The 24,240-nt window shown below is 69.5% G+C and carries 22 protein-coding genes and 1 riboswitch; of the genes, 14 read left to right on the top strand and 8 right to left on the bottom strand.

The features are described from left to right. Positions 1-51: 51 nt before the first annotated feature. A riboswitch (TPP riboswitch) is annotated at positions 52-154 on the bottom strand. A 98-nt stretch (positions 155-252) separates the two neighbouring features. Further along, on the bottom strand, positions 253-1,236 hold the full coding sequence (gene coaA, locus G554_RS0110805) for a type I pantothenate kinase (protein WP_027587898.1): 984 nt from the start codon (positions 1,234-1,236) through the stop codon (positions 253-255). 172 nt (positions 1,237-1,408) lie between these two features. After that, on the bottom strand, positions 1,409-2,233 hold the full coding sequence (locus tag G554_RS0110810; RefSeq protein ID WP_027587899.1) for a class I SAM-dependent methyltransferase: 825 nt from the start codon (positions 2,231-2,233) through the stop codon (positions 1,409-1,411). 113 nt (positions 2,234-2,346) lie between these two features. On the opposite strand from G554_RS0110810, the gene glmS reads away from it, so the two are divergent. The 3 genes from glmS to G554_RS0110825 all read left to right on the top strand — a co-directional run bounded on the left by glmS (position 2,347) and on the right by G554_RS0110825 (position 6,063). After that, positions 2,347-4,194 carry a glutamine--fructose-6-phosphate transaminase (isomerizing) gene (gene glmS, locus G554_RS0110815; RefSeq protein WP_027587900.1) on the top strand — a complete coding sequence of 616 codons (1,848 nt, stop codon included), beginning with the start codon at positions 2,347-2,349 and terminating at the stop codon, positions 4,192-4,194. Between the two features lie 68 nt (positions 4,195-4,262). Beyond that, on the top strand, positions 4,263-4,616 hold the full coding sequence (locus G554_RS0110820; protein ID WP_027587901.1) for a holo-ACP synthase: 354 nt from the start codon (positions 4,263-4,265) through the stop codon (positions 4,614-4,616). Positions 4,617-4,647: 31 nt separating this feature from the next. After that, positions 4,648-6,063, top strand: coding sequence for an NAD(P)H-hydrate epimerase (locus G554_RS0110825; RefSeq protein ID WP_027587902.1), 1,416 nt, complete (start codon positions 4,648-4,650; stop codon positions 6,061-6,063). 12 nt (positions 6,064-6,075) lie between these two features. On the opposite strand, the gene G554_RS0110830 is transcribed toward G554_RS0110825, so the two are convergent. Continuing rightward, positions 6,076-7,227: a glycosyltransferase family 4 protein gene (locus tag G554_RS0110830; RefSeq protein ID WP_027587903.1), complete on the bottom strand. Its 1,152-nt coding sequence runs from the start codon at positions 7,225-7,227 to the stop codon at positions 6,076-6,078. A 1,295-nt stretch (positions 7,228-8,522) separates the two neighbouring features. On the opposite strand from G554_RS0110830, the gene G554_RS0110835 reads away from it, so the two are divergent. The 6 genes from G554_RS0110835 to G554_RS0110860 all read left to right on the top strand — a co-directional run bounded on the left by G554_RS0110835 (position 8,523) and on the right by G554_RS0110860 (position 14,739). Then, positions 8,523-10,001, top strand: a complete 1,479-nt coding sequence (locus G554_RS0110835; protein WP_027587904.1) for a DEAD/DEAH box helicase — start codon at positions 8,523-8,525, stop codon at positions 9,999-10,001. A 62-nt stretch (positions 10,002-10,063) separates the two neighbouring features. Beyond that, the gene (gene tsaE, locus G554_RS0110840) at positions 10,064-10,993 is read left to right on the top strand and encodes a tRNA (adenosine(37)-N6)-threonylcarbamoyltransferase complex ATPase subunit type 1 TsaE (RefSeq protein WP_027587905.1); all 930 of its coding nucleotides are present in this window, start codon (positions 10,064-10,066) and stop codon (positions 10,991-10,993) included. Beyond that, complete coding sequence (gene tsaB, locus G554_RS0110845; protein ID WP_084648483.1) at positions 10,990-11,724, top strand: tRNA (adenosine(37)-N6)-threonylcarbamoyltransferase complex dimerization subunit type 1 TsaB; 735 nt, start codon at positions 10,990-10,992, stop codon at positions 11,722-11,724. The genes tsaE and tsaB overlap by 4 nt, the downstream gene beginning before the upstream one ends. 11 nt (positions 11,725-11,735) lie before the next feature. Beyond that, positions 11,736-12,251 (top strand): GNAT family N-acetyltransferase, encoded by a 516-nt coding sequence (locus G554_RS0110850; protein ID WP_027587907.1) that lies wholly within the window; start codon positions 11,736-11,738, stop codon positions 12,249-12,251. Beyond that, positions 12,244-13,287: a tRNA (adenosine(37)-N6)-threonylcarbamoyltransferase complex transferase subunit TsaD gene (tsaD, locus tag G554_RS0110855; RefSeq protein ID WP_027587908.1), complete on the top strand. Its 1,044-nt coding sequence runs from the start codon at positions 12,244-12,246 to the stop codon at positions 13,285-13,287. The genes G554_RS0110850 and tsaD overlap by 8 nt, the downstream gene beginning before the upstream one ends. A 120-nt stretch (positions 13,288-13,407) precedes the next feature. After that, positions 13,408-14,739 carry a C1 family peptidase gene (locus G554_RS0110860; protein WP_027587909.1) on the top strand — a complete coding sequence of 444 codons (1,332 nt, stop codon included), beginning with the start codon at positions 13,408-13,410 and terminating at the stop codon, positions 14,737-14,739. Between the two features lie 4 nt (positions 14,740-14,743). Here the strand turns inward: G554_RS0110860 and amrS are convergent, their stop codons facing one another. From amrS to G554_RS0110880, 4 genes are all read right to left on the bottom strand, one after another. Further along, positions 14,744-15,772: an AmmeMemoRadiSam system radical SAM enzyme gene (gene amrS / locus G554_RS15950; protein ID WP_211220466.1), complete on the bottom strand. Its 1,029-nt coding sequence runs from the start codon at positions 15,770-15,772 to the stop codon at positions 14,744-14,746. A 57-nt stretch (positions 15,773-15,829) separates the two neighbouring features. Continuing rightward, positions 15,830-16,459 (bottom strand): AmmeMemoRadiSam system protein A, encoded by a 630-nt coding sequence (amrA, locus tag G554_RS0110870; protein WP_027587910.1) that lies wholly within the window; start codon positions 16,457-16,459, stop codon positions 15,830-15,832. Next, positions 16,456-17,295 (bottom strand): AmmeMemoRadiSam system protein B, encoded by an 840-nt coding sequence (gene amrB / locus G554_RS0110875; protein ID WP_051232928.1) that lies wholly within the window; start codon positions 17,293-17,295, stop codon positions 16,456-16,458. The genes amrA and amrB overlap by 4 nt, the downstream gene beginning before the upstream one ends. 120 nt (positions 17,296-17,415) lie before the next feature. Next, positions 17,416-17,892 carry an NUDIX domain-containing protein gene (locus G554_RS0110880; protein WP_051232929.1) on the bottom strand — a complete coding sequence of 159 codons (477 nt, stop codon included), beginning with the start codon at positions 17,890-17,892 and terminating at the stop codon, positions 17,416-17,418. Positions 17,893-17,947: 55 nt separating this feature from the next. On the opposite strand from G554_RS0110880, the gene G554_RS0110885 reads away from it, so the two are divergent. Beyond that, positions 17,948-18,433, top strand: coding sequence for an NUDIX hydrolase (locus G554_RS0110885; RefSeq protein ID WP_027587913.1), 486 nt, complete (start codon positions 17,948-17,950; stop codon positions 18,431-18,433). A 20-nt stretch (positions 18,434-18,453) separates the two neighbouring features. Next, on the top strand, positions 18,454-19,680 hold the full coding sequence (locus tag G554_RS0110890) for a class I SAM-dependent methyltransferase (protein ID WP_027587914.1): 1,227 nt from the start codon (positions 18,454-18,456) through the stop codon (positions 19,678-19,680). Here G554_RS0110890 and G554_RS0110895 read toward each other — a convergent pair. After that, positions 19,640-20,296: an SIMPL domain-containing protein gene (locus tag G554_RS0110895; RefSeq protein WP_027587915.1), complete on the bottom strand. Its 657-nt coding sequence runs from the start codon at positions 20,294-20,296 to the stop codon at positions 19,640-19,642. The genes G554_RS0110890 and G554_RS0110895 overlap by 41 nt on opposite strands. A gap of 258 nt (positions 20,297-20,554) precedes the next feature. Here G554_RS0110895 and groES point away from each other — a divergent pair, with 258 nt between their 5' ends. From groES to mptB, 3 genes are all read left to right on the top strand, one after another. After that, entirely contained in the window at positions 20,555-20,851 is a 297-nt protein-coding gene (groES, locus tag G554_RS0110900; protein ID WP_027587916.1) for a co-chaperone GroES, read from the top strand. Between the two features lie 12 nt (positions 20,852-20,863). Beyond that, positions 20,864-22,459, top strand: a complete 1,596-nt coding sequence (gene groL / locus G554_RS0110905) for a chaperonin GroEL (RefSeq protein WP_027587917.1) — start codon at positions 20,864-20,866, stop codon at positions 22,457-22,459. A gap of 211 nt (positions 22,460-22,670) precedes the next feature. Beyond that, the gene (gene mptB / locus G554_RS15955) at positions 22,671-24,218 is read left to right on the top strand and encodes a polyprenol phosphomannose-dependent alpha 1,6 mannosyltransferase MptB (RefSeq protein WP_051232931.1); all 1,548 of its coding nucleotides are present in this window, start codon (positions 22,671-22,673) and stop codon (positions 24,216-24,218) included. Positions 24,219-24,240 lie beyond the last annotated feature (22 nt).

Raw genomic sequence — 24,240 nt, forward strand, 5'->3', positions numbered from 1 at the left:
TCACCTTCCCGCCCACGGGAGAGACCCTGGCAGGGGCGAGATCGGCGCCACGCACGGCGTCTGTCCTACTCCCTACGCTGGCATGACCCAGGTCAGGTTCCACGGGTCAGTCGAATGACTGTCTCAGCGTCAACGCGCACCCCGGAGGCTCTTGCCGCCGATGATAGCCCCTGCGGCCAGGTGTCTGCTGGGGTCAGCTGGTCACCGGTCAGGCAGTCAGCGGTTCAAGGGCCCGGCTACACCCGCCGGGGATCAGATCTTGCGGATCCAGACGCTGCGGACCCCGTGGTCCCGTCCCTTGTGGAGAATCGCGGTCGCGCGTCCTCGGGTCGGCAGCACATTGTGGCGCAGGTTCGGGCTGTTCACCGCGTACCAGATGTCGCGGGCCACCTGGACGGCCTGAACGTCCGACAGCTCCGCATAACTGGTGAAGTAGGAATCGGGGTCGGTGAAGGCCGTCTCCCGCAGAGCCAGGAAGCGGCTGATGTACCAGTCGAGGATCTCTGGCTCCTCGGCGTCGACATAGATGGAGAAGTCGAAGAAGTCGCTCAGGGCCAACCCCATCGTGCCGTTGGTGCGGGAGCGGGGAGCCTGAAGCACATTGAGCCCCTCGACGATGAGAATGTCCGGTCGGCGCACCACCACCTGCTCATCGGGGATGATGTCGTAGGTGATGTGGGAGTACATCGGGGCCCGCACCTCGGGCATTCCCGATTTCACGTCGACCACGAACTTCAGCAGCGCCTTGCGATCATAGGACTCCGGGAATCCCTTGCGATCGAACAGCCCCATCTCGGCGAGCCGGGCATTGGGGTAGAGGAAGCCATCGGTGGTGATCAGCTCCACCTTGGGACGTCGCGGGGAACGGGCCAGCAGCTCCTTCAGCAGTCGGGCCACCGTCGACTTGCCCACCGCCGGGCTGCCGGCGATCCCGATGACGAAGGGTGTCCTCGGCATGTCGTGGCGATCCAGCTGGAGGAACGCGTTGGAGGCCTCGAACAGTGCTCCGGTGTGCATGCAGTACAGGTGGATCAACTGGGTCAGGGGTCGGTAGACCTCCACCACATCACGTTGGCTGGTCGGGTCGCCGAGACCACGGATCTCGGCCAGGGTCTCATCATCGATGTGGATATCGGTCCGCTCCGCCAGGTCCGAGAAGGCCTGGCGGCTGAGCTCGATGAAGGGGCCGGCCTCAGTGTTGTCGTCGTCGACGGGCGGTGTCGGAGTGAGATCCATGGGTACCTCGGGTGTGTCGTCGATCCGGCCGCGGAGAGGAGGACAGGCTGTGGCCGAATGGGCTGCGTCGTCTCGTTCGTCCCCGCCGGTGCGACTCGTGCAGTGACACCGAGACGATACCGAAGTCCGCTCGTTGCCGCGCACCGGGCCGCGGCCAGGACGCCGCGGGTGGTCAGACTCTGGCGATCAACTCGGTGTGCGTCATCGTGAAGTAGGCGTCCGGGCTGTCCCCCCAGTCGATCCACGCCTGGACCATGTCCTCGACGTCGGCGGCGCTGCGACCGGCCTCGATGGCCTGCCGGGTGAAGGTCCGCCCGTGCACCCGCTCGGCCTGGGAGTGCGACCACCACCGCACCGAGACCGGATCGGCGTAGCACCACGAGGACACCGTGACCGTGACATCGTCCAGCCCGGCGGCACGGGCCCAGGCCTTGAGGTACCGCCCGGCGTCCGGCTCGGCGGCATTGGAGCGGGCGATCCGACGGTAGGTGTCCAGCCACATCTCCAGTCCCGGCAGCTCCGGGAAGAAGCTCATCGTCCGGTACTCCACATCGCGAACCGCCACCAGCGAACCGGCGACCCGGGCCATCTCGCGCAGCGCGGCGACCGGCTCGGCCAGGTGCTGGAGCACCTGGTGGGCATGGACGACGTCGAAACTCCCGTCGTCGAAGGGTAGTGAGGAGATATCGGCCTGCTGGAAGGAGGTGGTGGAATCCCCGCGCCGCGTCGCCTCGGCCCTGGCGGCCTCCAGAGCCTGATCCGAGGTGTCCACCCCGACGACCTGACCCGGGCGTAACCGCGCGGCCAGGTCCAGGGTGATGGCAGCCGGACCGCATCCGACGTCGAGCAGGCTCATTCCCGGACGCAGGCGGGGCAGCAGGTAACCCGCGGAATTCTCCGCGGTCCGGGTGGCGTGAGCGGCCAGCACCGGCTGCTCATAGCCATGGGTGTACCGGTTGTGCTGCGCATGGTCCGGACTTTGAGATTGCGTTCTCACATCACAAGACGATAGTCGCCTCCCTGGCCGCATCCGATCCCACCGACCCGGAAATCAGCAGCCGGAGTGTCGCGGGTGGCCGGAACGCTCACTCATGCTGTACGTTTCTTGCCATGTGCGGAATCGTGGGTTATTGCGGCTATCGTCAGGCCGAGGACGTCATCATCGAGGGCCTGAAGCGCTTGGAGTACCGAGGGTACGACTCGGCAGGGCTGGCTGTGGTCGCCGATGGGGCGCTGCACTGGGACAAGAAGTCCGGCAAGCTGGCCAATCTGTGCGAGGACCTGGAGGCTCACCCGCTTCCGCCGTCGACCCAGGGTGTCGGGCACACCCGGTGGGCCACCCACGGTGCCCCGACCGACGTCAATGCTCACCCGCACATGTCCGCCGACGGCACGGTGGCCGTCGTCCACAACGGCATCATCGAGAATTTCGTCTCACTGCGCGCCGAGCTGGTCGCCGAGGGAGTCACCTTCCTCTCCGACACCGACACCGAGGTCGCCGCCCACCTGCTCGGTCAGCAGGTCGCCGCCGGTCACAACCTCACCGAGGCGATGCAGCTGGTCGCCTCACGGCTGGCCGGGGCCTTCACACTGGTGGCGGTCAGCGCCGCCGAGCCTGACGTCGTGGTCGCCGCGCGGCGGAACTCGCCGCTGGTGGTCGGCGTCGGCAAGGGAGAGAACTTCCTGGCCTCCGACGTCGCTGCGTTCATCGAGTACACCCGCGACGCTCTGGAGCTGGAACAGGACCAGGTCGTCACCATCACCCCCGAGACGATCACTGTCACCGACTTCGATGGGAATCCCGGCCAGGCCAAGCCCTATCACGTCGACTGGGACCTGTCGGCCGCCGAGAAGCAGGGCTACGACTGGTTCATGCGCAAGGAGATCTTCGAGCAGCCCAAGGCCGTCGCCGACACCCTGCTGGGCCGCTGGACCGACCGCGGCGACCTGGTTCTCGACGAGATCCGGATCTCCCCGGAGGAGCTGCGACGGATCAACAAGATCGTCATCGTGGCCTGCGGGTCCTCCTTCTATGTGGGGATGGTCGCCAAGTACGCGATCGAGCACTGGACCCGGGTGCCCTGCGAGGTGGAGCTGGCCAGCGAGTTCCGCTACCGCGACCCGATCGTCGACCCGATGACCCTGGTCGTCACCATCTCCCAGTCCGGGGAGACCGCCGACACCCTGATGGCGATCCGCCATGCCCGCGACCAGCACGCCCGGGTGATCGCGATCTGCAACACCAATGGCGCCACCATCCCGCGCGAGTCCGACGCCGTCATCTACACCCATGCCGGCCCCGAGATCGGCGTCGCCTCCACCAAGGGATTCCTCACCCAGGTGGTCGCCTGCTACCTGCTGGGGCTCTACCTGGCACAGGTGCGCGGGATGAAGTACGGCGACGAGATCCGGCTGCTGATGGACGAGCTGGAGTCGATGCCGGCCAAGATCCAGCAGGTCCTGGACGGCATCGGCCCGGTCTACAAGCTGGCCCGCAAGATGGCCCTCAATGAGAAGGCGGTCTTCTTCCTGGGGCGCCATGTGGGCTATCCGGTGGCCCTCGAGGGGGCGCTGAAGCTCAAGGAGATCGCCTACATGCATGCCGAGGGTTTCGCTGCCGGCGAGCTCAAGCACGGGCCGATCGCCGTCATCGAGAACGACACCCCGGTCTTCGTGGTGGTGCCCCCGCAGGGTCGCGACCAGCTCCACGACAAGGTGGTTTCCAATATCGAGGAGATCCGCGCCCGCGGCGCCCGCACCATCGTGCTGGCCGAGGAGGGGGACGCCTCGGTGGCCGGCTTCGCCGACACCCTCATCCCGCTGCCGCACTGCTCGACCCTGCTACAGCCGCTGGTGGCCACCGTCCCGCTGCAGGCCTTCGCCTGCGAGCTCGCGACCGCCAAGGGGCACGATGTCGATCAGCCGAGGAACCTGGCGAAGTCGGTCACCGTGGAGTGAGGCCGCTGCAGGGGGCACCGGTGAGTCGGTGCCGGGCGACCGAGCGTGGTGGGCCGTAGATTGAGAGCGTGATCGTTGGTATCGGGGTGGACCTCTGCGATGTGTCGCGCTGGCAGACAGCCCTGTCGCGCCATCCGGGGATGGCCGCTCGGGTGCTGTGCGCGCAGGAGGCCGCCCGGCCCGCCCAGTCCCAGGCGGCCCGGTTCGCCGCCAAGGAGGCCCTGGTCAAGGCGCTCGGGAGCCCGGTCGGCCTGAGCTGGCACGATGCCGAGGTGCTGGTCGATTCCAGCGGGGCGCCCTCCTTCCAGCTGCGTGGAGCCGCCGCTGAGAAGGCCCGCCGGCAGGGCATCGACGCCATCCACCTGTCCTTGAGCCATGACGGCGGGATGGCGATCGCATTCGTGGTCTGCGAGCGAGGATGAACCCAGGAGGACAACGATGATCCCAGCACCGGTGAGAACAGTCTGCACAGCCGACCAGATGAGGGCCGCCGAGCAGGTCTTCCTCGACTCCCACCCCGACGTCGACCTCATGCAGGCTGCCGCCGACGCCCTCACCGACGCCGCCGTGCGGATGCTGCTGGGCGACGAGCTGCTCGAGGACTCGGCCGAGTGGCTGGCCCAGCAGCGGGTGCTGGTGCTGGCCGGCCCCGGCAACAATGGAGGCGACGGACTGTTCGCCGCCGCCAGGCTGAGCGAGGCCGGCTGGCTGGTCGACGTCTGCCAGGTGCTGGGCACCGCCCACCAGCAGGGACGCCGTGCCGCCCAGACGGCCGGCTGCGGAGAGGTGGGCCTCGACCAGATCGCCGACCGTCACTACGACCTGGCCATCGACGCGGTGCTCGGGATCGGCGGGCGTCCCGGCATCCCCGAGAGTCTGATCCATCTGGATGCCGTGCTGCGCGAGTCCGGGACAGCGGTGCTGGCGGTCGACCTGCCCTCCGGGTTGTCCGCCGACTCCGGCGAGGTGACCACCGCGATGCATGCCACCACCACCGTCACCTTCGCCTCGGCCAAGTGGTGCCATGTCGGCTATCCGGCCGTCACCCGATGCGGCCAGGTGATCGTCGCCGACATCGGCGTCGCCGTCGATGACGCCGATCAGATCGATGATGTCGCCGATCTGGCCCGGCGCTGGCCGGTGCCAGGTCCCCGCTCCAGCAAGTACTCCCGTGGTGTCGTCGGCCTGGACACCGGATCCCAGCAGTACCCCGGAGCCGGGGTCCTCGGAGTCCTGGGAGCGCTGAGGGCCGGCGCCGGAATGGTCCGTTGCGTGGGGCCCGACAACGTCAGGTCCCATGTGGTGAACCGGGCGCCGAGCGTGGTGTGCGCCGAGGGCCGGGTCCAGGCGTGGGTGGTCGGTTCGGGCTGGGGGCCGGCGGAGGACAACTCCGCCCGGCTCGACCGGCGGCTGGCCGACGGCCTGCCGACGGTGGTCGACGCCGACGCGCTGGCGGTGCTGCCGCGCCGCATTCCCGAGAACTGCCTGTTCACTCCCCATGCCGGGGAACTGGCCGGAATGCTCGGGGTCGAGCGCGCCGAGGTGGAGGCTGATCCCCGTGGCCATGCTCTGGCGGGGGCTCGGATGTTCGGGGCCACCGTGCTGGTGAAGGGATCGATCCAGTGGGTCGCCGACCCCGATGGCCAGGTCTCTGCGGCCCTTCCGGGGCCTGGCTGGACGGGTCAGGCGGGATCGGGGGACACCCTGGCCGGGATCTGCGGCACGTTGCTGGCCGCGGGTCTGTCAGCCCGCGAGGCCGCGCTGACCGGTGCCGGGATCCAGGCCCTGGCGGCGTCGCGCCATCCGGGCCCCTATTCCCCCGATCAGCTGGCCGACCTCCTCCCCCAGGTCATCGGTGATCTGGTCTGAGGGCGATCCGGCTCAGGCCGATGCCGGATTGCTGTGCCGTGCCGCCGACAGGCTGCCCAGCCGGATCGCCTCCTGGTAGTGCTCCATCAGCTCATCGCACAGATTCTCCCAGGTGCGGTCCTCGATCGAGGCCCTGGCCGCCCGGCCCATCGCCGCGCGCTTGTAGGGGTCGCCCACCAGGTCGGTGACCCGCTCTCGGAACTCGGCCATGTTCCCCGGCTCGTACAACCAGCCGGTCCGCGAGGGATCGATGAGATCGATCGGACCGCCGCGCCTGGGACTGACCACCGGAAGGCCACTGGCCTTGGCCTCCTGAACCGCTTGGCAGAAGGTCTCCAGCTCCCCGGTGGAGCAGAAGACATCCATCGAGGCGACCGCTCTGGGCAGCTCCTCGCCGTACAGGCCGCCGCAGAAGACCGCTCCCGGCAACGTCTTCTCCAGTGCCTCGCGGGAGGGGCCGTGCCCGACGATGACGATCCGGGTGCCCGGGATGCCGTCGAGGGCAGCCATGTCCTCGACCCGTTTCTCGGTGGCCAGCCGGCCCATGTAGCCGATCACCGTCTCGCCGTTGGGAGCCCAGGAGTCGTGCAGCAGCTGGGATCGTTTGGCCGGATTGAACCGGACCTTGTCGACCCCTCGGCCCCAGATCCCCACTCGTGGGACGCCGTGGCGGACCAGCTGGTCGCGGGAGTAGGTCGAGGGGGCGTAGGTGGCCACCATCAGCGAGTGGATCTGGCGGACCCGGTACCAGCCGTAGAACTCGAGATGGGCGAAACCGTATCGGGTGCCGTAACTGGGAATATCGGTCTGATAGATCGCGATCGCCGGAATACCGAGGGTGGCCGCTGCCAGGGCTCCTTTGTAGCCGATCATGAAGGGGCTGGCGAAGTGCACGACGTCGGGGGCGAACTCGTTGAGATAGCGCTCCAGGGTCCACTGCGGGGTGGTGGAGACCCGGACGTCCTGGTAACCGGGCCAGGTCACCGAGGACAACGTGATGACGGGGAAGCCGGCGTACTCCTTGGGTGCTGCTGCCGGGTCGCCGGGGGCCATCACCACCGCCTGGTGGCCATGGGCGCGCAGGTACTCCAGAATTCGCAGAATGGAGTTCGTCACCCCATTGACCTGGGGGAGGAACGACTCGCTGATGATCGCTACCCGCACGCTCTCGATGGTAACTGGCCCCAGCGTGCTTATCGAGTACGGCGGGTCTCGGCAGACCGACAGCTCGGTGAACTGTCGGTTCACAGGGCGGCTGTGGGACGCCGCGCGGCGGGATCCCTCGGCTGGCCCGATTTGGCCGCACGTCACCGATGACGTATATTGAACTGAGTTGACCACGGTTCGCCGTGTCGCCCGCGCTGAGGCACGGACGACCAGAACGACGAACCCATGATGCGTTCAGTTGCTCGATGCGCCCCTGACCTGGGGCCTGGGCGGACGACACAAGATCGTCTGCGACTCTCCCAATTACTGGCAGCTCTTCGCGATGGGGATCCACGAGATCCTCATACGAGTCCGTGCCAATCGCGGGATCTCGAGGTCGACGCAACCGAACCGCACAGCTGCCGGTCCCCTCGGGCTGCACTGTGCCGCGCCATGAAGGTGACATCTTGAGTTCAACCAACAATCGCAAGCCGAAGTCCTACAAGGCCGACGGCACCCCCAAGAAGCGCTGGACCTCGGCCGAGCGGGCCGCCAAGGGGCACAAGCCGCACACCCGTGGCGGCAAGTCCTACAACAAGCCGTACGGCTCGGGTCACACCGACCGCTCCGGTCGCACCTTCCAGTCCTGGACCCCCCGGTCCGAGGACGAGGGCGAGCGCCAGGACCGCCGTTTCGACGATCACGGCGACCGCCAGCACTCCCGCTACGACCGCGACGGCGGCCGCCGCGGCGGGTACAACCGCGACCGGCGAGATGCCGAGCACCGCGACTTGCGCGGTGGCGACTCCCGAGGACACGGCTCCTCCCATCGCAATGACCGCGACTCCTGGTCCGACGACCGTCGTGGATCCCGCGACGAGCATCGCTCCCATGACGACCGTCGTCAGCACCGCTCCTGGGATCGCGACGACCGGCAGGGCGATTTCCGGTCCGGCGATCGCAACTTCGAGGACCGTCGGGGCGGACGCTCCTTCGACCGCAATGACCGCGACCACGGCGGTCGCTCCGCCGATCGCAGGGGCTCCTGGAATCATGACGGTGAGGACCGCGGCTCCTACCGCGGCAACAACCGCCGCTTCACTGAGGACCGCGGCTACCACGGCCACCGTGACGATGAGCGCCGCGACGATGACCGCCGGGACAACGGCCGCCGCAACTTCGGCGAGCGCACCGATCGCCCCCGCCAGGACCGCCGCTGGAGCGAGCGCCCCGAGCAGCGCAACTCCTACCAGCCCCGATCCGAGCGCAGCAACGACCGCGAGCAGGAGGCCACCGCCGGCAACGAGGACCAGATGGAGTGGTCGGCCGCCGAGCTGACCGATCTGGACACCTCGACCGTCGACCATGAGGGCGGCTTCTCGGCCCTCGGCGTCCCCGACCGGATCGTCGCGGCGCTGAAGGCCACCGGCATCGACGCTCCCTTCCGGATCCAGATCGCCGCCATCCCCGACGCCATCGCCGGCCGCGACGTGCTGGGCCGGGCCTCCACCGGCTCGGGCAAGACCCTGGCCTTCGGGGTCCCGGTACTCACCCGGCTCGCCACCGGCGAGCGTGCCGACAAGCGGCCGCGCGCCCTGATCCTCTCGCCCACCCGCGAGCTGGCCATGCAGATCGCCGATGTGCTGTCCCCGCTGGCCTCCTCGATGGACATGAGGACGATCCTGATCGCCGGTGGCATGAGCTACGGCCCGCAGACCAAGGCCTTCCGTCACGGCGTCGACCTGGTCGTCGCCACCCCGGGGCGTCTGGTCGACCTGCTGGAGACCGGCGACGCCGACCTGTCGGGCATCGAGGTGGTCGTCCTCGACGAGGCCGACCACATGGCCGACCTGGGCTTCATGCCCGCCGTCTCGGCCATCCTGGACGCCGTTCCCGCCGAGGGCCAGCGGCTGCTCTTCTCGGCCACCCTCGACGAGGCCGTCAACAAGCTGGTCAAGAAGTATCTGCACGACCCGGTGACCCATGAGATCGACCCGGAGAAGGGTTCGGTGGCCACCGCCACCCATTACGCCCTCCAGGTCAAGCCTCACGAGAAGGTCGCGGTGATGTGCGAGATCGCCAACCGTCCCGGCCACACCATCGTCTTCGCCCGCACCCAGCGCGGCGCCTCCCGGATGGCCGAGCAGATGCGCGAGGCCGGGGTGATGGCCGGTGCGTTGCACGGCGGACTCACCCAGGGCGCCCGCGCCCGCGTCCTGAAGGCCTTCAAGGACGGCAAGTTGCCGGTCCTGGTGGCCACCGATGTCGCCGCCCGCGGCATCGACGTCGACGACGTCACCCTGGTCCTCCAGGTCGACCCGCCGATGAACTCGAAGGACTACCTGCACCGTTCCGGGCGGACCGCCCGCGCCGGCCAGAACGGCGTCGTCGTCTCGATGGTGCTGCCGCACCAGCGGCGCGCCATCTCCCGGCTGCTGCGCGGGGCCGGGATCAAGCCCCAGGAGGCCGAGGTGCGTCTGGGTGGCGAGAACCTGGCCGAGATCGCCGGCTGCGCCCCGGTCAGCGGTGAGCCGATCGATCAGCAGGACTTCGACGCTCTGGTGGCTCCCCGTCAGCAGAAGTCGCGCAATGGACGCCGCAAGGATTCCTACGGCGGTGGCCACGGCAACCGTGGCGGCCGGGGATACCGCGGCGGACGTGGGGACCGTGACCGTGGCGGACGGAGCGGCTGGAGTGGCCGTGACGACCACCGAGGACCGCGCCATGACCGCTCGGCATCCCGCGATGACCGGCAGGCCCGCTACGGCCGCGCCGGATCCGAGACCTGGTGAGCGAGCGCCGGGTCTGCAGGATTGTCGGTGAGCGGCGTTCCTGAGGGTTAAGGTGTCGGACCGTGAAACACACTGAGACCGAGTCACGTCAGCTGCGTGTCGGGGAACCCGGCGACGCCGCCGCGCTGGCCGAGGCCCTCGGCGAGCAGCAGCTGGTCGGGCAGTTCGAGAGCTGGCTGGCCGATGACCTGTGCGTCATCGACCGGGCCGGCGATCGGCCCGTCGGGCTGCTGCACCTGGTCGACGGAGCTGGCACCGCCGTCGTCGAGGCCATCCTGGTCGCCCCCGCCGTCGACGGTGTTGCCGTCGACGGTGCCGCTGTCGAGCGGGAACTGCTCGAGGGGGCGGCGCAGCTCGCCACCGATCTCGGGGCATCCCAGCTGCTGGTGAGGAGCTGGAGCGACCACCCGGTGCGTCGCTCCCAGTTGCGCGCATCGCTCCTGGACGCCGGTTTCCGGGCCGACGGCAACGACCTGGTCCGCGACCTTCCGTTGCGGGTGGTGGCCCCCACCGCCGAGGCCATGCAGGATCTCGGCGCCCGGCTGGCCGGGTTGCTGCGAGCCGGCGACCTGGTGCTGACCTCCGGGGATCTGGGGGCCGGCAAGACCACCCTGACCCAGGGGATAGGGGCCGGACTCGGGGTGCTCGGGCCGGTGATCTCACCGACCTTCGTGCTGGTGAGGCGCCACGCCGGCACCGAGGGGCGTCCCGGGCTGGTGCACGTCGACGCCTACCGGCTCGGTTCGCTGGCCGAACTGGTCGATCTAGATCTCGACGAGACGATGGACGAGTCGGTCACGGTGGTGGAGTGGGGGGCCGGGATCGCCGAGCAGCTGGAGGGCTCCTACCTGGCGATCGACATCCGCCGCTCCGGGGATCCCGCGGATGAGACCCGCATTCTCTACATCGAACCTGTCGGACAGCGATGGCAGGGAGTCGATCTCTCCGTACTGCGCGAGCCCGACGTCGATACCCAGGAGGCACAGGCATGACGTCCACACCCTTCCCAGACTTCCACTTCGACACCGACGAGCGGGCCGATCCCGGCTGGACCCTGGCGGTGGACACCTCCACGGCGGTGTGCGTCGGCCTTGCCCGCGGCGACCAGGTGATCAGCCTGCGCGACGACAACCCGCGCGCCCACGCCGAGCAGCTCATGCCGCTGGTCGAGAGCGCCTGCGCCCAGGCCGGCATCGAGGTCCACGAGATCTCGGAGGTCGCGGTCGGCGTCGGCCCCGGTCCCTACACCGGCCTGCGGGTGGGCATCGTCACCGCCCGGGTGCTCGCCGAACTCGGCGGGACGCCGTTGCACCCGGTCTGCTCCCTCGACGTGCTGGCACGCCAGTGGGTGGACTCCGCGACGGCACCGGCCGAGGGCTTCGTGGTGGCCACCGACGCCCGCCGTCACGAGCTCTACTGGGCCGCCTACGATGCCGCCGGCTGGCGGGTCGACGGCCCCAGCGTGGGCAAGCCGCAGACCCTTCCCGCCGGGCTTCCGGTCGGCGGGCCGGGGTGTGCGGCCCGCGGAATCGAACCCGCCGAGGGCGCTCCCGAGGTGCTGGACGCCGGTCTGCTGGCGTCCTGCTGGCGGGAGCTTCCCAATGTCGGCATCGAACCGCTCTACCTGCGCGACCCCGACGCCACCGTCCCCACCACCCGCAAGGCGACCCTCACCCCGACCAGGCTCACGCTGCCCCCGCTGCGCCGGCCCGCCGGACGCTGAGCGACCCGGGTATGACACTGCGATCTGCCGGCCCGGAGGATCTGGACCAGGTGATGGCCGTCGAACGCGCCTGCTTCGGCGACTTCGAGGCCGGCCAGCGCGCCGCCTGGAGCCGCCAGTCCTGGCAGGCCGATCTGGACCCGGGGGCCGCCTCGCGGCTGGTGCTCATCGAGGAGGGTCCCGAGGGTCCCCGGGCGGTGGCCGACTTCGGCCACCTCATCGACTGCTGCGATCTGGACCGGATCATGGTGATCCCACAGGCCCGTCGCACCGGAGTGGCGGCCCGGCTCCTGGAGCACGGGATGACCTGGGCCGCCCGCCGCGGCGCACGCCAGATCCTGCTGGAGGTCCGCCCCGACAATCTCGCGGCCCTGGCTCTCTACCGGTCCCACGGATTCGACCAGATCGCGCGTCGCAACCACTACTACGGAACCGGCGAGGACGCCCTGGTGATGTCGGCATCACTGGAGTCCTGCGCCGAAGACACCACCAGCACCGCTGGCAGCAACGAGGAGAGACATGTCTGAACCGCTCATCCTGGGCATCGAGTCGTCCTGCGACGAGACCGGCATCGGCATCGTGCGCGGCAACGACCTGCTCGCCAACGAGGTCGCCTCCTCGATGGAGCAGCACATCCGCTTCGGAGGCGTCGTCCCCGAGGTCGCCTCCCGGGCCCACCTGGAGGCCGTCGTCCCGGTACTGCACGCCGCCACCGAGAAGGCCGGCATCGACCTGTCCGAGCTGGACGGCATCGCGGTGACCGCGGGGCCGGGCCTGATGGGGGCCCTGGTGGTCGGCCTGTCGGCGGCCAAGGCACTGGCCGGTTGGCTCGACAAGCCGCTCTACGGCGTCAACCACCTGGCCGGCCATGTCGCAGTCGACCTGCTGGAGCACGGCGACCTGCCGATGCCCTGCGGCGCGCTGCTGGTCTCCGGGGGGCACACCTCACTGCTCAAGGTGACCTCGATCGCCGATGGCATCGACGAGGTCGGCTCCACCATCGATGACGCCGCCGGGGAGGCCTACGACAAGGTCGCGCGGCTGCTCGGGCTGCCCTACCCGGGAGGTCCGGTGATCGACCGGGCGGCAGCCGATGGCGATCCGACCGCGATCCACTTCCCGCGCGGTCTGACCGCGCGCCACGACATGGCCACGCATCGCTTCGACTACTCCTTCTCCGGTCTGAAGACCTCGGTCTCCCGGTGGGTGGAGACCGAGCAGCAGGCCGGCCGGCAGGTACCGGTGAACGACGTCGCCGCCAGCTTCCAGGAGGCGGTCGCCGATGTGCTCACCGCCAAGGCCGTCGACCTGTGCGGCCACTATGGCCTCGAACACTTCCTGATCGGCGGAGGGGTGGCGGCCAACAGCCGGTTGCGTACCCTGCTGGCAGAGCGGATGGCGGCCGCCGGGGTCGAGCTGCGGCGTCCCCGCCCCGGCCTGTGCACCGACAACGGGGCGATGATCGCCGCCCTGGGGGTCCAGGTGGTCAAGGCCGGGCTGCGTCCCTCGCGGATGGGCATCAGCGCCGACTCCGGGCTGCCGGTCACCCGGGTCCTGGTCTGAGCAGCGCCCGCCGAGTCCGACGCATTGTCGTCTCAGCCCGTGCAGTGGCACAGTGGGGAGGCGTCCGCCGGTCACCTGCGGGCGAGCTCGACACCCATCGCAATCCCTGGAAAGGCATTGATGACCAGCATCCTGGAACCTTCCTTCGCCGCCGAGTCCGGGAAGGAGTTCGACGCCGACCCGACTGCCCGGATCGTCCAGAATGCCGTCACCGGCACCAGCGCCGACACCGTGAGCCTGGACCGCCGGATCGTCAACCAGATCGACGAGTCGGTGTGCGAGCGGCTGGATGCCTGGACCGTCACCAACCAGAAGCACTCGGGACGGTGCTGGGAGTTCGCCGGGCTCAACGTGCTGCGCGCCCGCATCATCAAGGAGCTCAATCTCGAGAACTTCGAGTTCTCCCAGAACTTCGTCGCCTTCCACGACAAGCTCGAGAAGGCCAACCACGTGCTGGTCCGCGCCCTCGAGACCGCCGACCACGACCCCTCCGAGGAGGAGGTCCGCGAACTGCTGGACCACCCTGCCGGCGATGGCGGCTACTGGCCCCAGTTCCTCGACCTGGTCCGCAAGTACGGCCTGGTCCCGGTGTGGGCGATGCCCGACACCGAGTCGGCCGGCAACACCGCACAGCTCAACCGGGCGCTGTCGTGGGCGCTGCGCCGGGCTGTGCTGCGGATCCGGGCGGCCGTCACCGACTCCGATGGCCATGAGCGCGCCGAGCGGATCGAGGTCGAGCGCTCCCAGGCGCTGACCGATGTCTACCGGGTGCTGGCGATCCACCTGGGCACCCCGCCGGAGAGCTTCACCTGGCAGTACCGCGACAAGGACAAGAAGTTCCACTCCGAGGGCCGGATGACCCCCCTGGAGTTCGCCGCCAGGTACGTGCCAGCGGAACTGGACGGCTACATCACCGTGCTCCACGATCCGCGTTCGGAGAACCCGGTGGGCCGCAAGTACGTCATCGAGCACACCCCGCTGATGGAGGGCGGCACCCCCTACGCCCATGTCAGCGCCCCGATCGCCGATCTCAAGGCCGCCGCGATCGCCGCGATCCGAGATGGCGAGCCGGTCTGGTTCGACTGCGACGTCGCCCAGCAGTTCGATCGCCAGGGCGGGATCTGGGACGCCGAGCTGCACGACTACAACTCCCTCTACGGCGCCGACCTGACGATGACCAAGGCCGAGAGGATGCGTGCCCGGGAGACCGGTCCGACCCACGCGATGACTCTGGTCGGGGTGGATCTGGTCGAGGGTGCCCCGCGCCGCTGGCGAGTTGAGAACTCCTGGGGTGACGAGGTCGGCAGGAAGGGGTTCTTCACGATGAACGACTCCTGGTTCGACCAGTACGTCTTCGGGGTCGTGGTGGCTCCCGAGCGGGTCAGCGAGGAGGTCCGCAAGGCCTGGGCCGGCGAGCCGATCGTGCTGCCCGAGTGGGACGCGCTGGCCTGAGCCGTCAGATCCGGACCGGGATCCGCCTCCTGCCGAAGTCCCCGGCGCGCGGATCCCACCGTCCGGGGATCCGGCTGCCGCAGTCGGGGCACCGGCCGTCGGCGGTCAGCCGCTGGTCCAGGATCTGGTACCAGTCGCGGACGATGAGCGCCGCCCCGCAGCCGGGGCACCAGGTGGTGTCCCCCTCGGGGTCGTGGACATTGCCGAGATAGACGTGATGCAGTCCGGCCTCCCTGGCCAGCCGACGGGCCCTTCGCAGGGTGGACGCCGGGGTGGGGGCGATGTCGCGCATCCGGTTGTCGGGATGGAACGCGGAGAAGTGCAGCGGCACGTCTGCGCCGAGTCCGGTGGCCACCCATTCGGACAACCGTCCGAGCTGCTGGTCGGAGTCGTTGAGGCCGGGGATCACCAGGGTGGTGATCTCGGTCCACACCTCGGTCTCGTGGACGAGGTACCCCAGGGTCTCCAGGACGACCTCCAGACGGGCCCCGGTGACCTTGCGGTAGAACTCCTCGGTGAATCCCTTGAGGTCGATATTGGCCGCCGCCATCGGGGCGAAGAAGGCCTGCCTGGCGGCCTCGCCGATGTAGCCGGCGCTCACCGCGATGGGCGCGACACCGGCCTGGCGGCAGGCCCAGGCGGTGTCGATCGCGTACTCGGCGAAGATCACCGGATCGTTGTAGGTGAAGGCGACGCTGCGGGCATCCCGCTGCCGGGCCACCTCGGCGATCCGCTCGGGTGAGGCCTGGGAGGCCAGCGTGTCCCACTGGCGGGATGTGCTGGTCTCCCAGTTCTGACAGAACTTGCAGGCCAGGTTGCAGCCGGCCGTCCCGAAGGACAGCACCGAGGTGCCGGGATGGAAATGGGCCAGCGGCTTCTTCTCGACCGGGTCCAGACAGAACCCCGAGGAGCGACCATAGGTCTCCAGCACCAGACGGTCGCCGCGCCGGGCCCGCACGAAGCAGAATCCCCGCTGGCCCTCGCGCAGCCGGCACTGCCGGGGGGCACAGGTCGCACTGGACCCGGCCGTCATCGGTGGCGTGCCACCAGTGGGCCGGATCGCCGCCGAGCGGGCTGTCGGGGACGACCATCACTGCTCCTGCCAGGAGTCGACGGTGTATCTCTCCACGACGGCGTCATCGGACCACCAGGAGGCCGGCAGGCCGGCCTTGACCTTGAGCTGGTCGAGGAAGCTGCGAGGATCGGGGAGCTGCGCCCAGACCTGCGGCAGGAAGGTGCCGCGATGGTCCCTCCACCGCAGGATCAGTCCGTCGACGCCGGGGCGCAACCGGGACCTGAGGTCCTGTTCCCCGGTGGCATCGATCGGGACGCCGGGGGACAGCACCGAGACCTCGACACGCAGGCCGGCCAGCTCCTCGGCCCGGACCGGCGGGAATCTCGGGTCCCGGGTGGCGGCGGCGACCGCATTGGCCGGGAGGTCCTCGGAGAGTCGGCGCCAGGCCGTCAGCGTCCCGATGCAGCCACGCAGCCGCTCCGGGCGGTGCTGCTGGGAGGCCTTCTCCTGGTGGCCGGTGTCCTCGCGCACCGTGAGGGTGACGAAGCAGGCGCCTGGCTGCTCGGCCCAGCCGGGGACCGGCTGGCGCGGTGGGTCCTGGTCGGGTGTGACGGCAGCGGTGATGGCCTGCCGAGCAGTGGGTAGCAGCCAACGACCGGCCTCATCGGGAATCCGGATCCGTGCCGAGGTGGTGCGGGCTGTCATCGTGGCACCTCGGTCACCGCGAAGGAGGCGTAGCCGACCACCCGGGAGGGTTCACCGGCGGTGTCGGCGGAGGTGCAGGCTGCCAGCAGGTGCGCCGACCAGCCCAGTGCGGGGGCCGCGTGCAGCAGACCGTCCAAGGGATGGCAGCCGCACGCCCGGTCCGGTTCGATGGTGTCGTCGGCGGCCAGCACCCGGGCGATGGTCCGGTCGTCGAGGCTGCGTGCCTGCTGCTGGGGATGGAAGTGGGACAGGTCGGAGCTGATGACGATGAGGGTTCCGGGATCTGCGGCCAGCCTCACGATCACCTCGCCGACCTGGCGGGGGCCGGCCTGGCCGACGGCCAGCGGGATGATCGGCAGGTCGCCCAGGATGCGTTGGATGAAGGGCACCTGGACCTCGATCGCGTGCTCCTCGGCATGGGTGGCCGCATTGACACCGATCTGGGGGAGGTCGGCCAGGCCGGTCCGGTCGATCGGGCAGTCGCCCAGCGGGGTCGCGAAGATGTCGGCCCGGGGAAGGGCCAGGGCCGCGATGCCCACCCGATGTGTCGGTCCCAGGATGGCGACCCTGCTCGGAGCGGGTCCATGACGGCGTCTCAGCAGCTGATAGCCCAGGGCTGCGACCTGACCTGAGTAGCGGTAGCCGGCATGGGGGACGATGAGGGCCCGCAGCCGATCGGGGTCCACCCCCTCAGGGATCGGACGGGCGGCGGCACTGTCCAGGGCAGTGTCGATCCAGTCGGCCAGCTCGTCGGGGTCGGCCGGGTAGAAGGACCCGGCGACCGCCGGTGGTCGGGTCACCGGTCCTGCCGGTGGTGTCCATGATGTGCGACTCATCTGTCCTCCTCCCCGGTGGGACCGCGGACTCGGTTGCGCCGTCCAGCCTAGGCGCATCCAGGTGGAGGGTCGGGGCTGGCAGCTACTCGCGACCCGGCCGAGGGGCCGGTCGCCACTCGATCAGTCGGCGTCTCCCAGCCAGCAGGGCCGGGTGGCCGGATCGTCGCCGAGCCACTGCGAGATCGCCGTGGGGAACAGTGGGGAGCCCGGCAGCTGGTCGAGGGGCACCCAGCGCAGACCGGTCTGGAAGTCGTCGGGGTGGTAGCTCATGTGCGGCTCGGAGCCCTCGGCCAGAGTGCACCAGAAGTACACCTCGGTCTGGCTGAACAAGTCCTCGTGGCGAAAATGGTGGGCGCCGATGTAGTCCAGCGCCAGGGCGAGGTCACCGACCACCACCTCGCAACCGATCTCCTCGCGGCACTCCCTGACCAGGCCCTGCTCCTTGGTCTCCCCGAACTCCTGACCACCGCCGGGGAGCGACCACCAGACCAGATCGCCGTCGTCGTTGATCTCGACCAGCAGGCGACCGTCGTGGACGATGAGGGCACGGCTGGCGGCACGGGTGCGGCCGTGGGAGGAGGGGCTGGGGTGAGACATGACCTCAGCCTAGGCAGTCGGCGACGCCGGTGATGAGTGGGGCAGACTGGGCGCCGTGATGACTCCGGTGCTGACCACCCTCGGTTTCGTGCTCCACCCCGACCACGAGAGGGTGCTGATGGTGCACCGGGTCGCGCGCTCCGACGACGATCAGCTCGGCAAGTACAACGGACTGGGTGGCAAGGTCGAGCCGGGGGAGGACGCCGCCGCCGGGATGCGCCGGGAACTGCGCGAGGAGGCCGCCATCGAGGTGGACGCCATGAGACTGCGCGGAACGGTGTCATGGCCCGGCTTCGGACGCCACGGCGAGGACCATTTCGGGCTGATCTTCGTGATCGACTCCTGGCACGGCCAGATCCCGCAGGCCAATGAGGAGGGGCCACTGAGCTGGCGGCGGATCGACGAGTTGGACCAGTTGCCGATGTGGCAGGGGGACCGGTACTTCCTGCCACTGGTCTTCGATCCGGCGGTCGGTCAGTTCCACGGCTGCATCCCCTACCACAACGGCCTTCCCACCGGCTGGAGCTACTCGATCCTCTGAGTCCCCGTAGGCTGACCCCCATGGATCCAGCGGTGGCACACCAGTTGGTGTCGGACCGGGGCGCCGAGGCACTGGCAGAGGCCGGCACCGAGACCGATCCCGACTCGCTGGCGGCGGCCAGCAGACTTCGCCGCAGCTTCCCGGCCGAGCTGGCGGCGGCCGCCCTGGACCAGGTGGCCCTTCGCCGCAGGGCCGTCGACAAGATCGGGCCGGCCGCCGCGGACATGCTGTGGACCCGCGATGGCCTGGAGCAGGCCACCCGCGGCGCCGTCTCCCGGTGGCGGGCCTCCCGGTTGGTGGCTGCCGGGGTGCGGCGGGTCATCGACCTGGGATGTGCCTGCGGGGCCGACGCCAGGGCCTGCCTGGAGGCCGGAATCGAGATCGTCGCGGTCGAGATCGACCCGGGTCTGGCTGTGCTGGCAGGCCACAATCTGCCCGGGGCGCGGGTCATCGAGGCCGATGCCGAGGCCATCGGGGCCGACCTCGTCACCCAGGCCGGGCCCGGCACGGCGGTGATGCTCGACCCGGCACGGCGGACCGGGCGGGGCAGGAGCTGGCGGATCGAGGACATCCGGCCGTCCTGGGAGTTCGTGCTGGGGATGCTCGACGCCGGTGGCGCCTTCTCGACGGTCGTCAAGCTCGGTCCCGGGGTGCCACGCGAACTGCTGCCCGATGGTGCCGCGATCACCTGGCTGGGCCATCGACGAGATCTCGTCGAGGCCACCTTGTGGGCCGGCCCGGCAGCAGACCGGCTGCCGGGCCACCAGCTGGCGGTGCGCATCGGTGACACCCCCGGTGAGGCGATCAGCCTGCCGGGAGGTGAGGACGATCTGGAGGTCGGCCCGATCCGCGAGTTCCTCGCCGAACCCCATCCGGCGGTCATCCGGGCCAGGGCGATGCGAGCCGCGGCGGGCGGAACGCAGGTCCGGGTGCCGGCTCCCGGGGTCGGCTATCTGCTGGCCGATGAGCCGGCCCCGACGCCCTGGCTCACCTGGTTCCGGGTCCTCGACTCACTGCCGGTCCAGGTCAGGGCACTGCGGTCGTGGGTGCGCGGGAACCGGATCGGCACCCTGGAGATCAAGAAGCGGGGGATCGACATCGACCCGGCGGCGTTGCGGCGCAGTCTGCATCCGCGGGGCCCCCACCAGGCCGCGCTGGTCCTCACCCCGACCACGCAGGGGGCCAGGGCGCTGGTGGTGGAACGGCTCAGGCCTGGAAACGGACCTCAACCGTCGATCCGACCGTGATGTCCTCCGGGGAGAGCTCCACGACCCCGTCGCCCTGACCGCTGGTGACCCCGCGCATCAGGGTGGGGCTGCCGAATGCTGTTCCAGGATCCCCGGAGGACACGTTGTCCAGCAGGCCCGGATCGGCGATCGCGATCACCTGGGGGGTTCCGCACCCGGCCGCCGCGGCCATCACCCCGGCGCGATGGGTGGCGTCTGCGACCGCGCCGGCCAGCACCTCGTCCTTGACCCTCTCCCGGGTCGCCACGGTCAGCGTCCACTCCACCCCGTCGACCGACAGCCCGGTGGTCTCAGCCCATTGCGAGCCCCGGGCCGACAGGGCGGCGAAGTCGCCGAACTTCACCTTCACCGAGGAGTTCGCCCGGTACCGCAACGGCAGCTCGGCGCCGTGGTTGTAGGGATGCCAGGCCGAGGTCGTCTGGGCCCCCACCGAGTACCAGGTGACCGCACCGGACTCGCGGAGCTGGACGAGCTCACGTCGGAGCGCCTCGGTGACGCCGCTGGCCTGCCGTGCCACCGCCTCCCGGTTGGCCCCCTCGGCCCCGGCGGTGAGCTGCACAGTGCCCCTCTCGGCCGGAAGACCCAACTCGAAGTTGCCCGAAACGGTGATGATCATGCAGCAAGTCTGCCAGTGGCCGACAGCGGCCCGGGGTCAGTAGCAGACATCGGCCCGGGGCGGGCATCCCAGTTCCCTGGCACTCGGGTTGAAGGAGTGCTAACGCCGGTGTACTTTTCTTGTTGGCACTCCCCATGGGAGTGTGCCAACGGACCGATGGCTCCCGCGACGCCGGCGGCCCGTATCACAGCTCGGGGCTCGCAACCCCTGGTGAGTGGCATTTCAACGATTCGTCTTCATCATGAAAGGGGTCTTGACGTGGCAACCACGATCAAGCCGCTCGAGGACCGTGTCCTCGTCCAGCCTCTCGAGGCCGAGCAGACAACTGCATCCGGACTCGTCATTCCGGACACCGCCAAGGAGAAGCCGCAGGAGGGCCGTGTCATCGCCGCCGGCCCAGGCCGTGTCGATGACAAGGGCACCCGGGTGCCGATGGACGTCAAGGAGAACGATGTCATCATCTTCTCCAAGTACGGCGGCACCGAGGTCAAGTACGACGGCCAGGAGTATCTGCTCCTCAACGCGCGCGACATTCTCGCCGTCGTCGAGAAGTGAGGCGCTGAGTACATGGCAGCCAAGCAGCTTCAGTTCGACGAGGAGGCCCGTCGCTCTCTTGAGCGCGGCGTCGACATCCTCGCCGATACCGTCAAGGTGACGCTGGGCCCCAAGGGCCGCTACGTCGTCCTGGACAAGCAGTGGGGTGCACCGACCATCACCAACGACGGGGTCACCGTCGCCAAGGAGGTCGACCTCACCGATCCTTACGAGAACCTCGGCGCACAGCTCGCCAAGGAGGTCGCGACCAAGACCAACGACGTCGCCGGTGATGGCACCACCACCGCGACCGTGCTGGCCCAGGCGCTGGTCCACGAGGGCCTTCGCGCCGTCGCCTCGGGTTCCAACCCGGTCGGCCTCAAGCGCGGCATCGACAAGGCCGTGGAGGCCGTCACCGCCGAGCTCAAGTCGATCTCGCGAGCCGTGGAGACCACCGACGACATGGCCAATGTCGCCACCATCTCCAGCCGTGACCCGGAGATCGGCGGGCTCATCGCCGAGGCCTTCGACAAGGTCGGCAAGGACGGCGTGATCACCGTCGACGAGTCCCAGACCTTCGGCACCGAGCTCGAGTTCACCGAGGGCATGCAGTTCGACAAGGGCTACCTGTCTCCGTACATGGTGACCGACACCGACCGCATGGAGGCCGTCCTCGAGGATCCCTACATCCTCATCAACTCCGGCAAGATCTCGTCGATGAACGATCTCCTGCCGCTGCTGGAGAAGGTCATCGCCGCCAAGGGCACGCTGTTCATCGTGGCCGAGGATGTCGACGGGGAGGCACTGTCCACCCTGGTCGTCAACAAGATCCGCGGCACCTTCAGCTCGGTGGCCGTCAAGGCCCCCGCCTTCGGCGACCGCCGCAAGGCCATGCTCCAGGACATCGCCACCCTCACCGGTGGTCAGGTCATCGCCCCCGAGGTCGGCCTCAAGCTGGACCAGGTCGGTCTGGAGGTGCTCGGCCGCGCCAAGAAGATCGTGGTGTCCAAGGACAACACGACCATCGTCGACGGAGCCGGCGCCAAGGAGGATGTCGCCGGACGCGTGGCCCAGCTGCGCGCCGAGTACGACAACTCCGACTCCGACTGGGATCGCGAGAAGCTCCAGGAGCGGATCGCCAAGCTGGCCGGCGGAGTGTGCGTCATCCGGGTGGGCGCTGCCACCGAGGTGGAGCTCAACGAGAAGAAGCACCGCATCGAGGACGCCGTCTCGGCCACTCGCGCTGCGATCGAGGAGGGCATCGTCGCCGGTGGCGGCTCGGCCCTCATCCACGCAGCCCGGGTGCTGTCCGACGGACTGGGCCTGGAGGGTGACGAGCTGGTCGGCACCAGGATCGTTGCGAAGGCCGTGCGCGAGCCGCTGCGCTGGATCGCCGAGAACGGTGGCGAGCCCGGTTACGTGATCGTCTCCAAGGTCTCCGAGATGGATCCCGGACACGGCTACAACGGCAAGACCGGCGAGTACGTCGATCTGGTCGCCGACGGTGTCATCGACCCGGTGAAGGTCACCCGCTCCGCGCTGGCCAACGCCGCCTCGATCGCCTCCCTGCTGCTCACCACCGAGACTCTCGTGGTGGACAAGCCCGAGGATGACGACGACGCCAAGTGAGTTCGGCGCGCTGCTCGACTGAGTCCCGGGTCCCCCCGGGGATCGGCTGAGGACAGCGCGACCGAGTACCACGCAGTGCTGATTCGGCCCCCGGCATCGCAGATGCCGGGGGCCGAACTGCGTCCTGACCCGGTACCGATCCGGCGATCGAGCCGCTCGCCCGATCGGGCGGCTCGATAGGGTGGTCGGCGACGTGACCGAGAGGAGATCCATGACCCCCACCTCAGGAGGGCTGCCGGCTGTGCGGCCGCGCCTGATCGAGGTGTTGCTGGTCGGTGTCCTCGGGTCGGCGATGATCTCCTGGTGGGCCTGGCGGGACGCCGCTCCCGGTCACCCCGCCGATCCGGTCGGCGTGGAGGCCGGCCCCTGGCTGGCCGGTCTGGCCGGCCTGATCCTGCTGCTGGCCGCCTGGCTGCGCTCGGCGGCGCTGCGCGGGTACCGGCTGGTCACCGCCACCGTGTGGTCGGTCCCGATGCTCCTCACCCGGCCGGTTCTCAGCCTCGACGGCTGGGCCTACGCCGCCCAGGGCTGGCTGCTGCTGCACGGCCACAACCCGTACCTGGTACCGCAGAGCCAGGCCGGCCCGCTGGCAGCCCGGGTGGACGGCCACTGGGCCGCGACCACCGCGGTCTATCCGCCGGGATCGCTGTGGATCCAGGCGGCGATGACCCGGCTGGCGGACAGCGACCCGTACTGGTCGGTGGTGGCGATGCGGATCCCGGCGGTGGTGGCGATGATCCTGATCGCCGTGGTGGTGACCAGGCGGACCGCGGGGTTGGCAGCCGACACCGAGGTCGCGCTGTGGTTCAGCGTGACCAATCCCTTCGTCCTGCTCCACATCGTCGGCGGCATGCACAATGACGGCCTGCAGACCGCGGTCGCGCTGTGGTCGCTGTGGGTCGGCCTGCTGCTGGCACGGGCCCGACATCCCTGGCTCGCCCTGGTGGTGGGCGGGCTGCTGGTCGGGGTGTCCGGAACCATCAAGCAACCCGGGGTGCTGGCCGGGCTCGGGCTGGTCGCCCTGGTGCACCGCCAGGCGGTCCGCGACGGCGACCGGGACGGCTGGGGTGCGCTGATCGGTCGGGCCGCGGTCGGTGCCGTCGCAGCGGTCGCGGCCTTCGCGGGCATCTCGGCGATCGGCGGGCTCGGGATGGGATGGCTGAATCCCACCGCCGGAAACCCGGTCTCGGTCACCTCCGACTCGCCGATCGCCCTGGTGGTGCAGGTGATCGGGTGGACCGGCGTCCCGATCTCTGCGATGGTGCCGCTCGCCACCGGGATCAGCCTGGTGCTCACCGGGCTGGCGATCGTGTGGTGCTGGTGGCGATGGGGGCCGGTCCCCGGCTGGTCCGGCGGGCAGCACCGGCACAGCTTCCTGGGCAGATCACCGGAGATGGGCTCCCTGGGCCGACCGATGATCCTGCAGGCGGCGGTGCTGACAGCCTTCGCGCTGTTCGGGGCCGGACTGCAACCCTGGTACCTCATCGGGCCCCTGGTGCTGGTCTGCCTGAAACCGCTGAGCCGGCGTGAACAGGCCGGCCTGGCCGTGGCTGTCGTGATCGGCACCGGACTGGGATTCCTGCAGTGGTTCTCCTCACCCTTCCTGGCCCTGCCGGTGGCCGGGCTGGCAGCTGTCGGCTGCTGGTGGACGCCGGCGCTGCGGCGCGGTCTGGACCGGGTCGCCGCAGATCTGAGCGCCGGCGGCCCAGAGTCTCTCGGCACCGATCAGACGGTGAGAGGGCCCCTTCGCAGCGACTAGGATGACAGCCACCCTGGTGAAA

It is taken from the genome of Acidipropionibacterium thoenii DSM 20276, assembly GCF_000423445.1.
Lineage (GTDB): Bacteria > Actinomycetota > Actinomycetes > Propionibacteriales > Propionibacteriaceae > Acidipropionibacterium > Acidipropionibacterium thoenii.

Bases quoted from the DNA above. Each gene is read 5' to 3' on its own strand.
- groL (WP_027587917.1), top strand. From the start codon at position 20,864: ATGGCAGCCAAGCAGCTTCAGTTCGACGAGGAGGCCCGTCGCTCTCTT.
- G554_RS0110895 (WP_027587915.1), bottom strand. From the start codon at position 20,296: ATGATCATCACCGTTTCGGGCAACTTCGAGTTGGGTCTTCCGGCCGAG.
- G554_RS0110850 (WP_027587907.1), top strand. From the start codon at position 11,736: ATGACACTGCGATCTGCCGGCCCGGAGGATCTGGACCAGGTGATGGCC.
- tsaD (WP_027587908.1), top strand. From the start codon at position 12,244: ATGTCTGAACCGCTCATCCTGGGCATCGAGTCGTCCTGCGACGAGACC.
- amrB (WP_051232928.1), bottom strand. From the start codon at position 17,295: ATGAGTCGCACATCATGGACACCACCGGCAGGACCGGTGACCCGACCA.
- G554_RS0110860 (WP_027587909.1), top strand. From the start codon at position 13,408: ATGACCAGCATCCTGGAACCTTCCTTCGCCGCCGAGTCCGGGAAGGAG.
- amrA (WP_027587910.1), bottom strand. From the start codon at position 16,459: ATGACAGCCCGCACCACCTCGGCACGGATCCGGATTCCCGATGAGGCC.
- G554_RS0110890 (WP_027587914.1), top strand. From the start codon at position 18,454: ATGGATCCAGCGGTGGCACACCAGTTGGTGTCGGACCGGGGCGCCGAG.
- glmS (WP_027587900.1), top strand. From the start codon at position 2,347: ATGTGCGGAATCGTGGGTTATTGCGGCTATCGTCAGGCCGAGGACGTC.
- mptB (WP_051232931.1), top strand. From the start codon at position 22,671: ATGACCCCCACCTCAGGAGGGCTGCCGGCTGTGCGGCCGCGCCTGATC.
- coaA (WP_027587898.1), bottom strand. From the start codon at position 1,236: ATGGATCTCACTCCGACACCGCCCGTCGACGACGACAACACTGAGGCC.
- G554_RS0110835 (WP_027587904.1), top strand. From the start codon at position 8,523: ATGGAGTGGTCGGCCGCCGAGCTGACCGATCTGGACACCTCGACCGTC.
- G554_RS0110880 (WP_051232929.1), bottom strand. From the start codon at position 17,892: ATGTCTCACCCCAGCCCCTCCTCCCACGGCCGCACCCGTGCCGCCAGC.
- tsaB (WP_084648483.1), top strand. From the start codon at position 10,990: ATGACGTCCACACCCTTCCCAGACTTCCACTTCGACACCGACGAGCGG.
- amrS (WP_211220466.1), bottom strand. From the start codon at position 15,772: ATGACGGCCGGGTCCAGTGCGACCTGTGCCCCCCGGCAGTGCCGGCTG.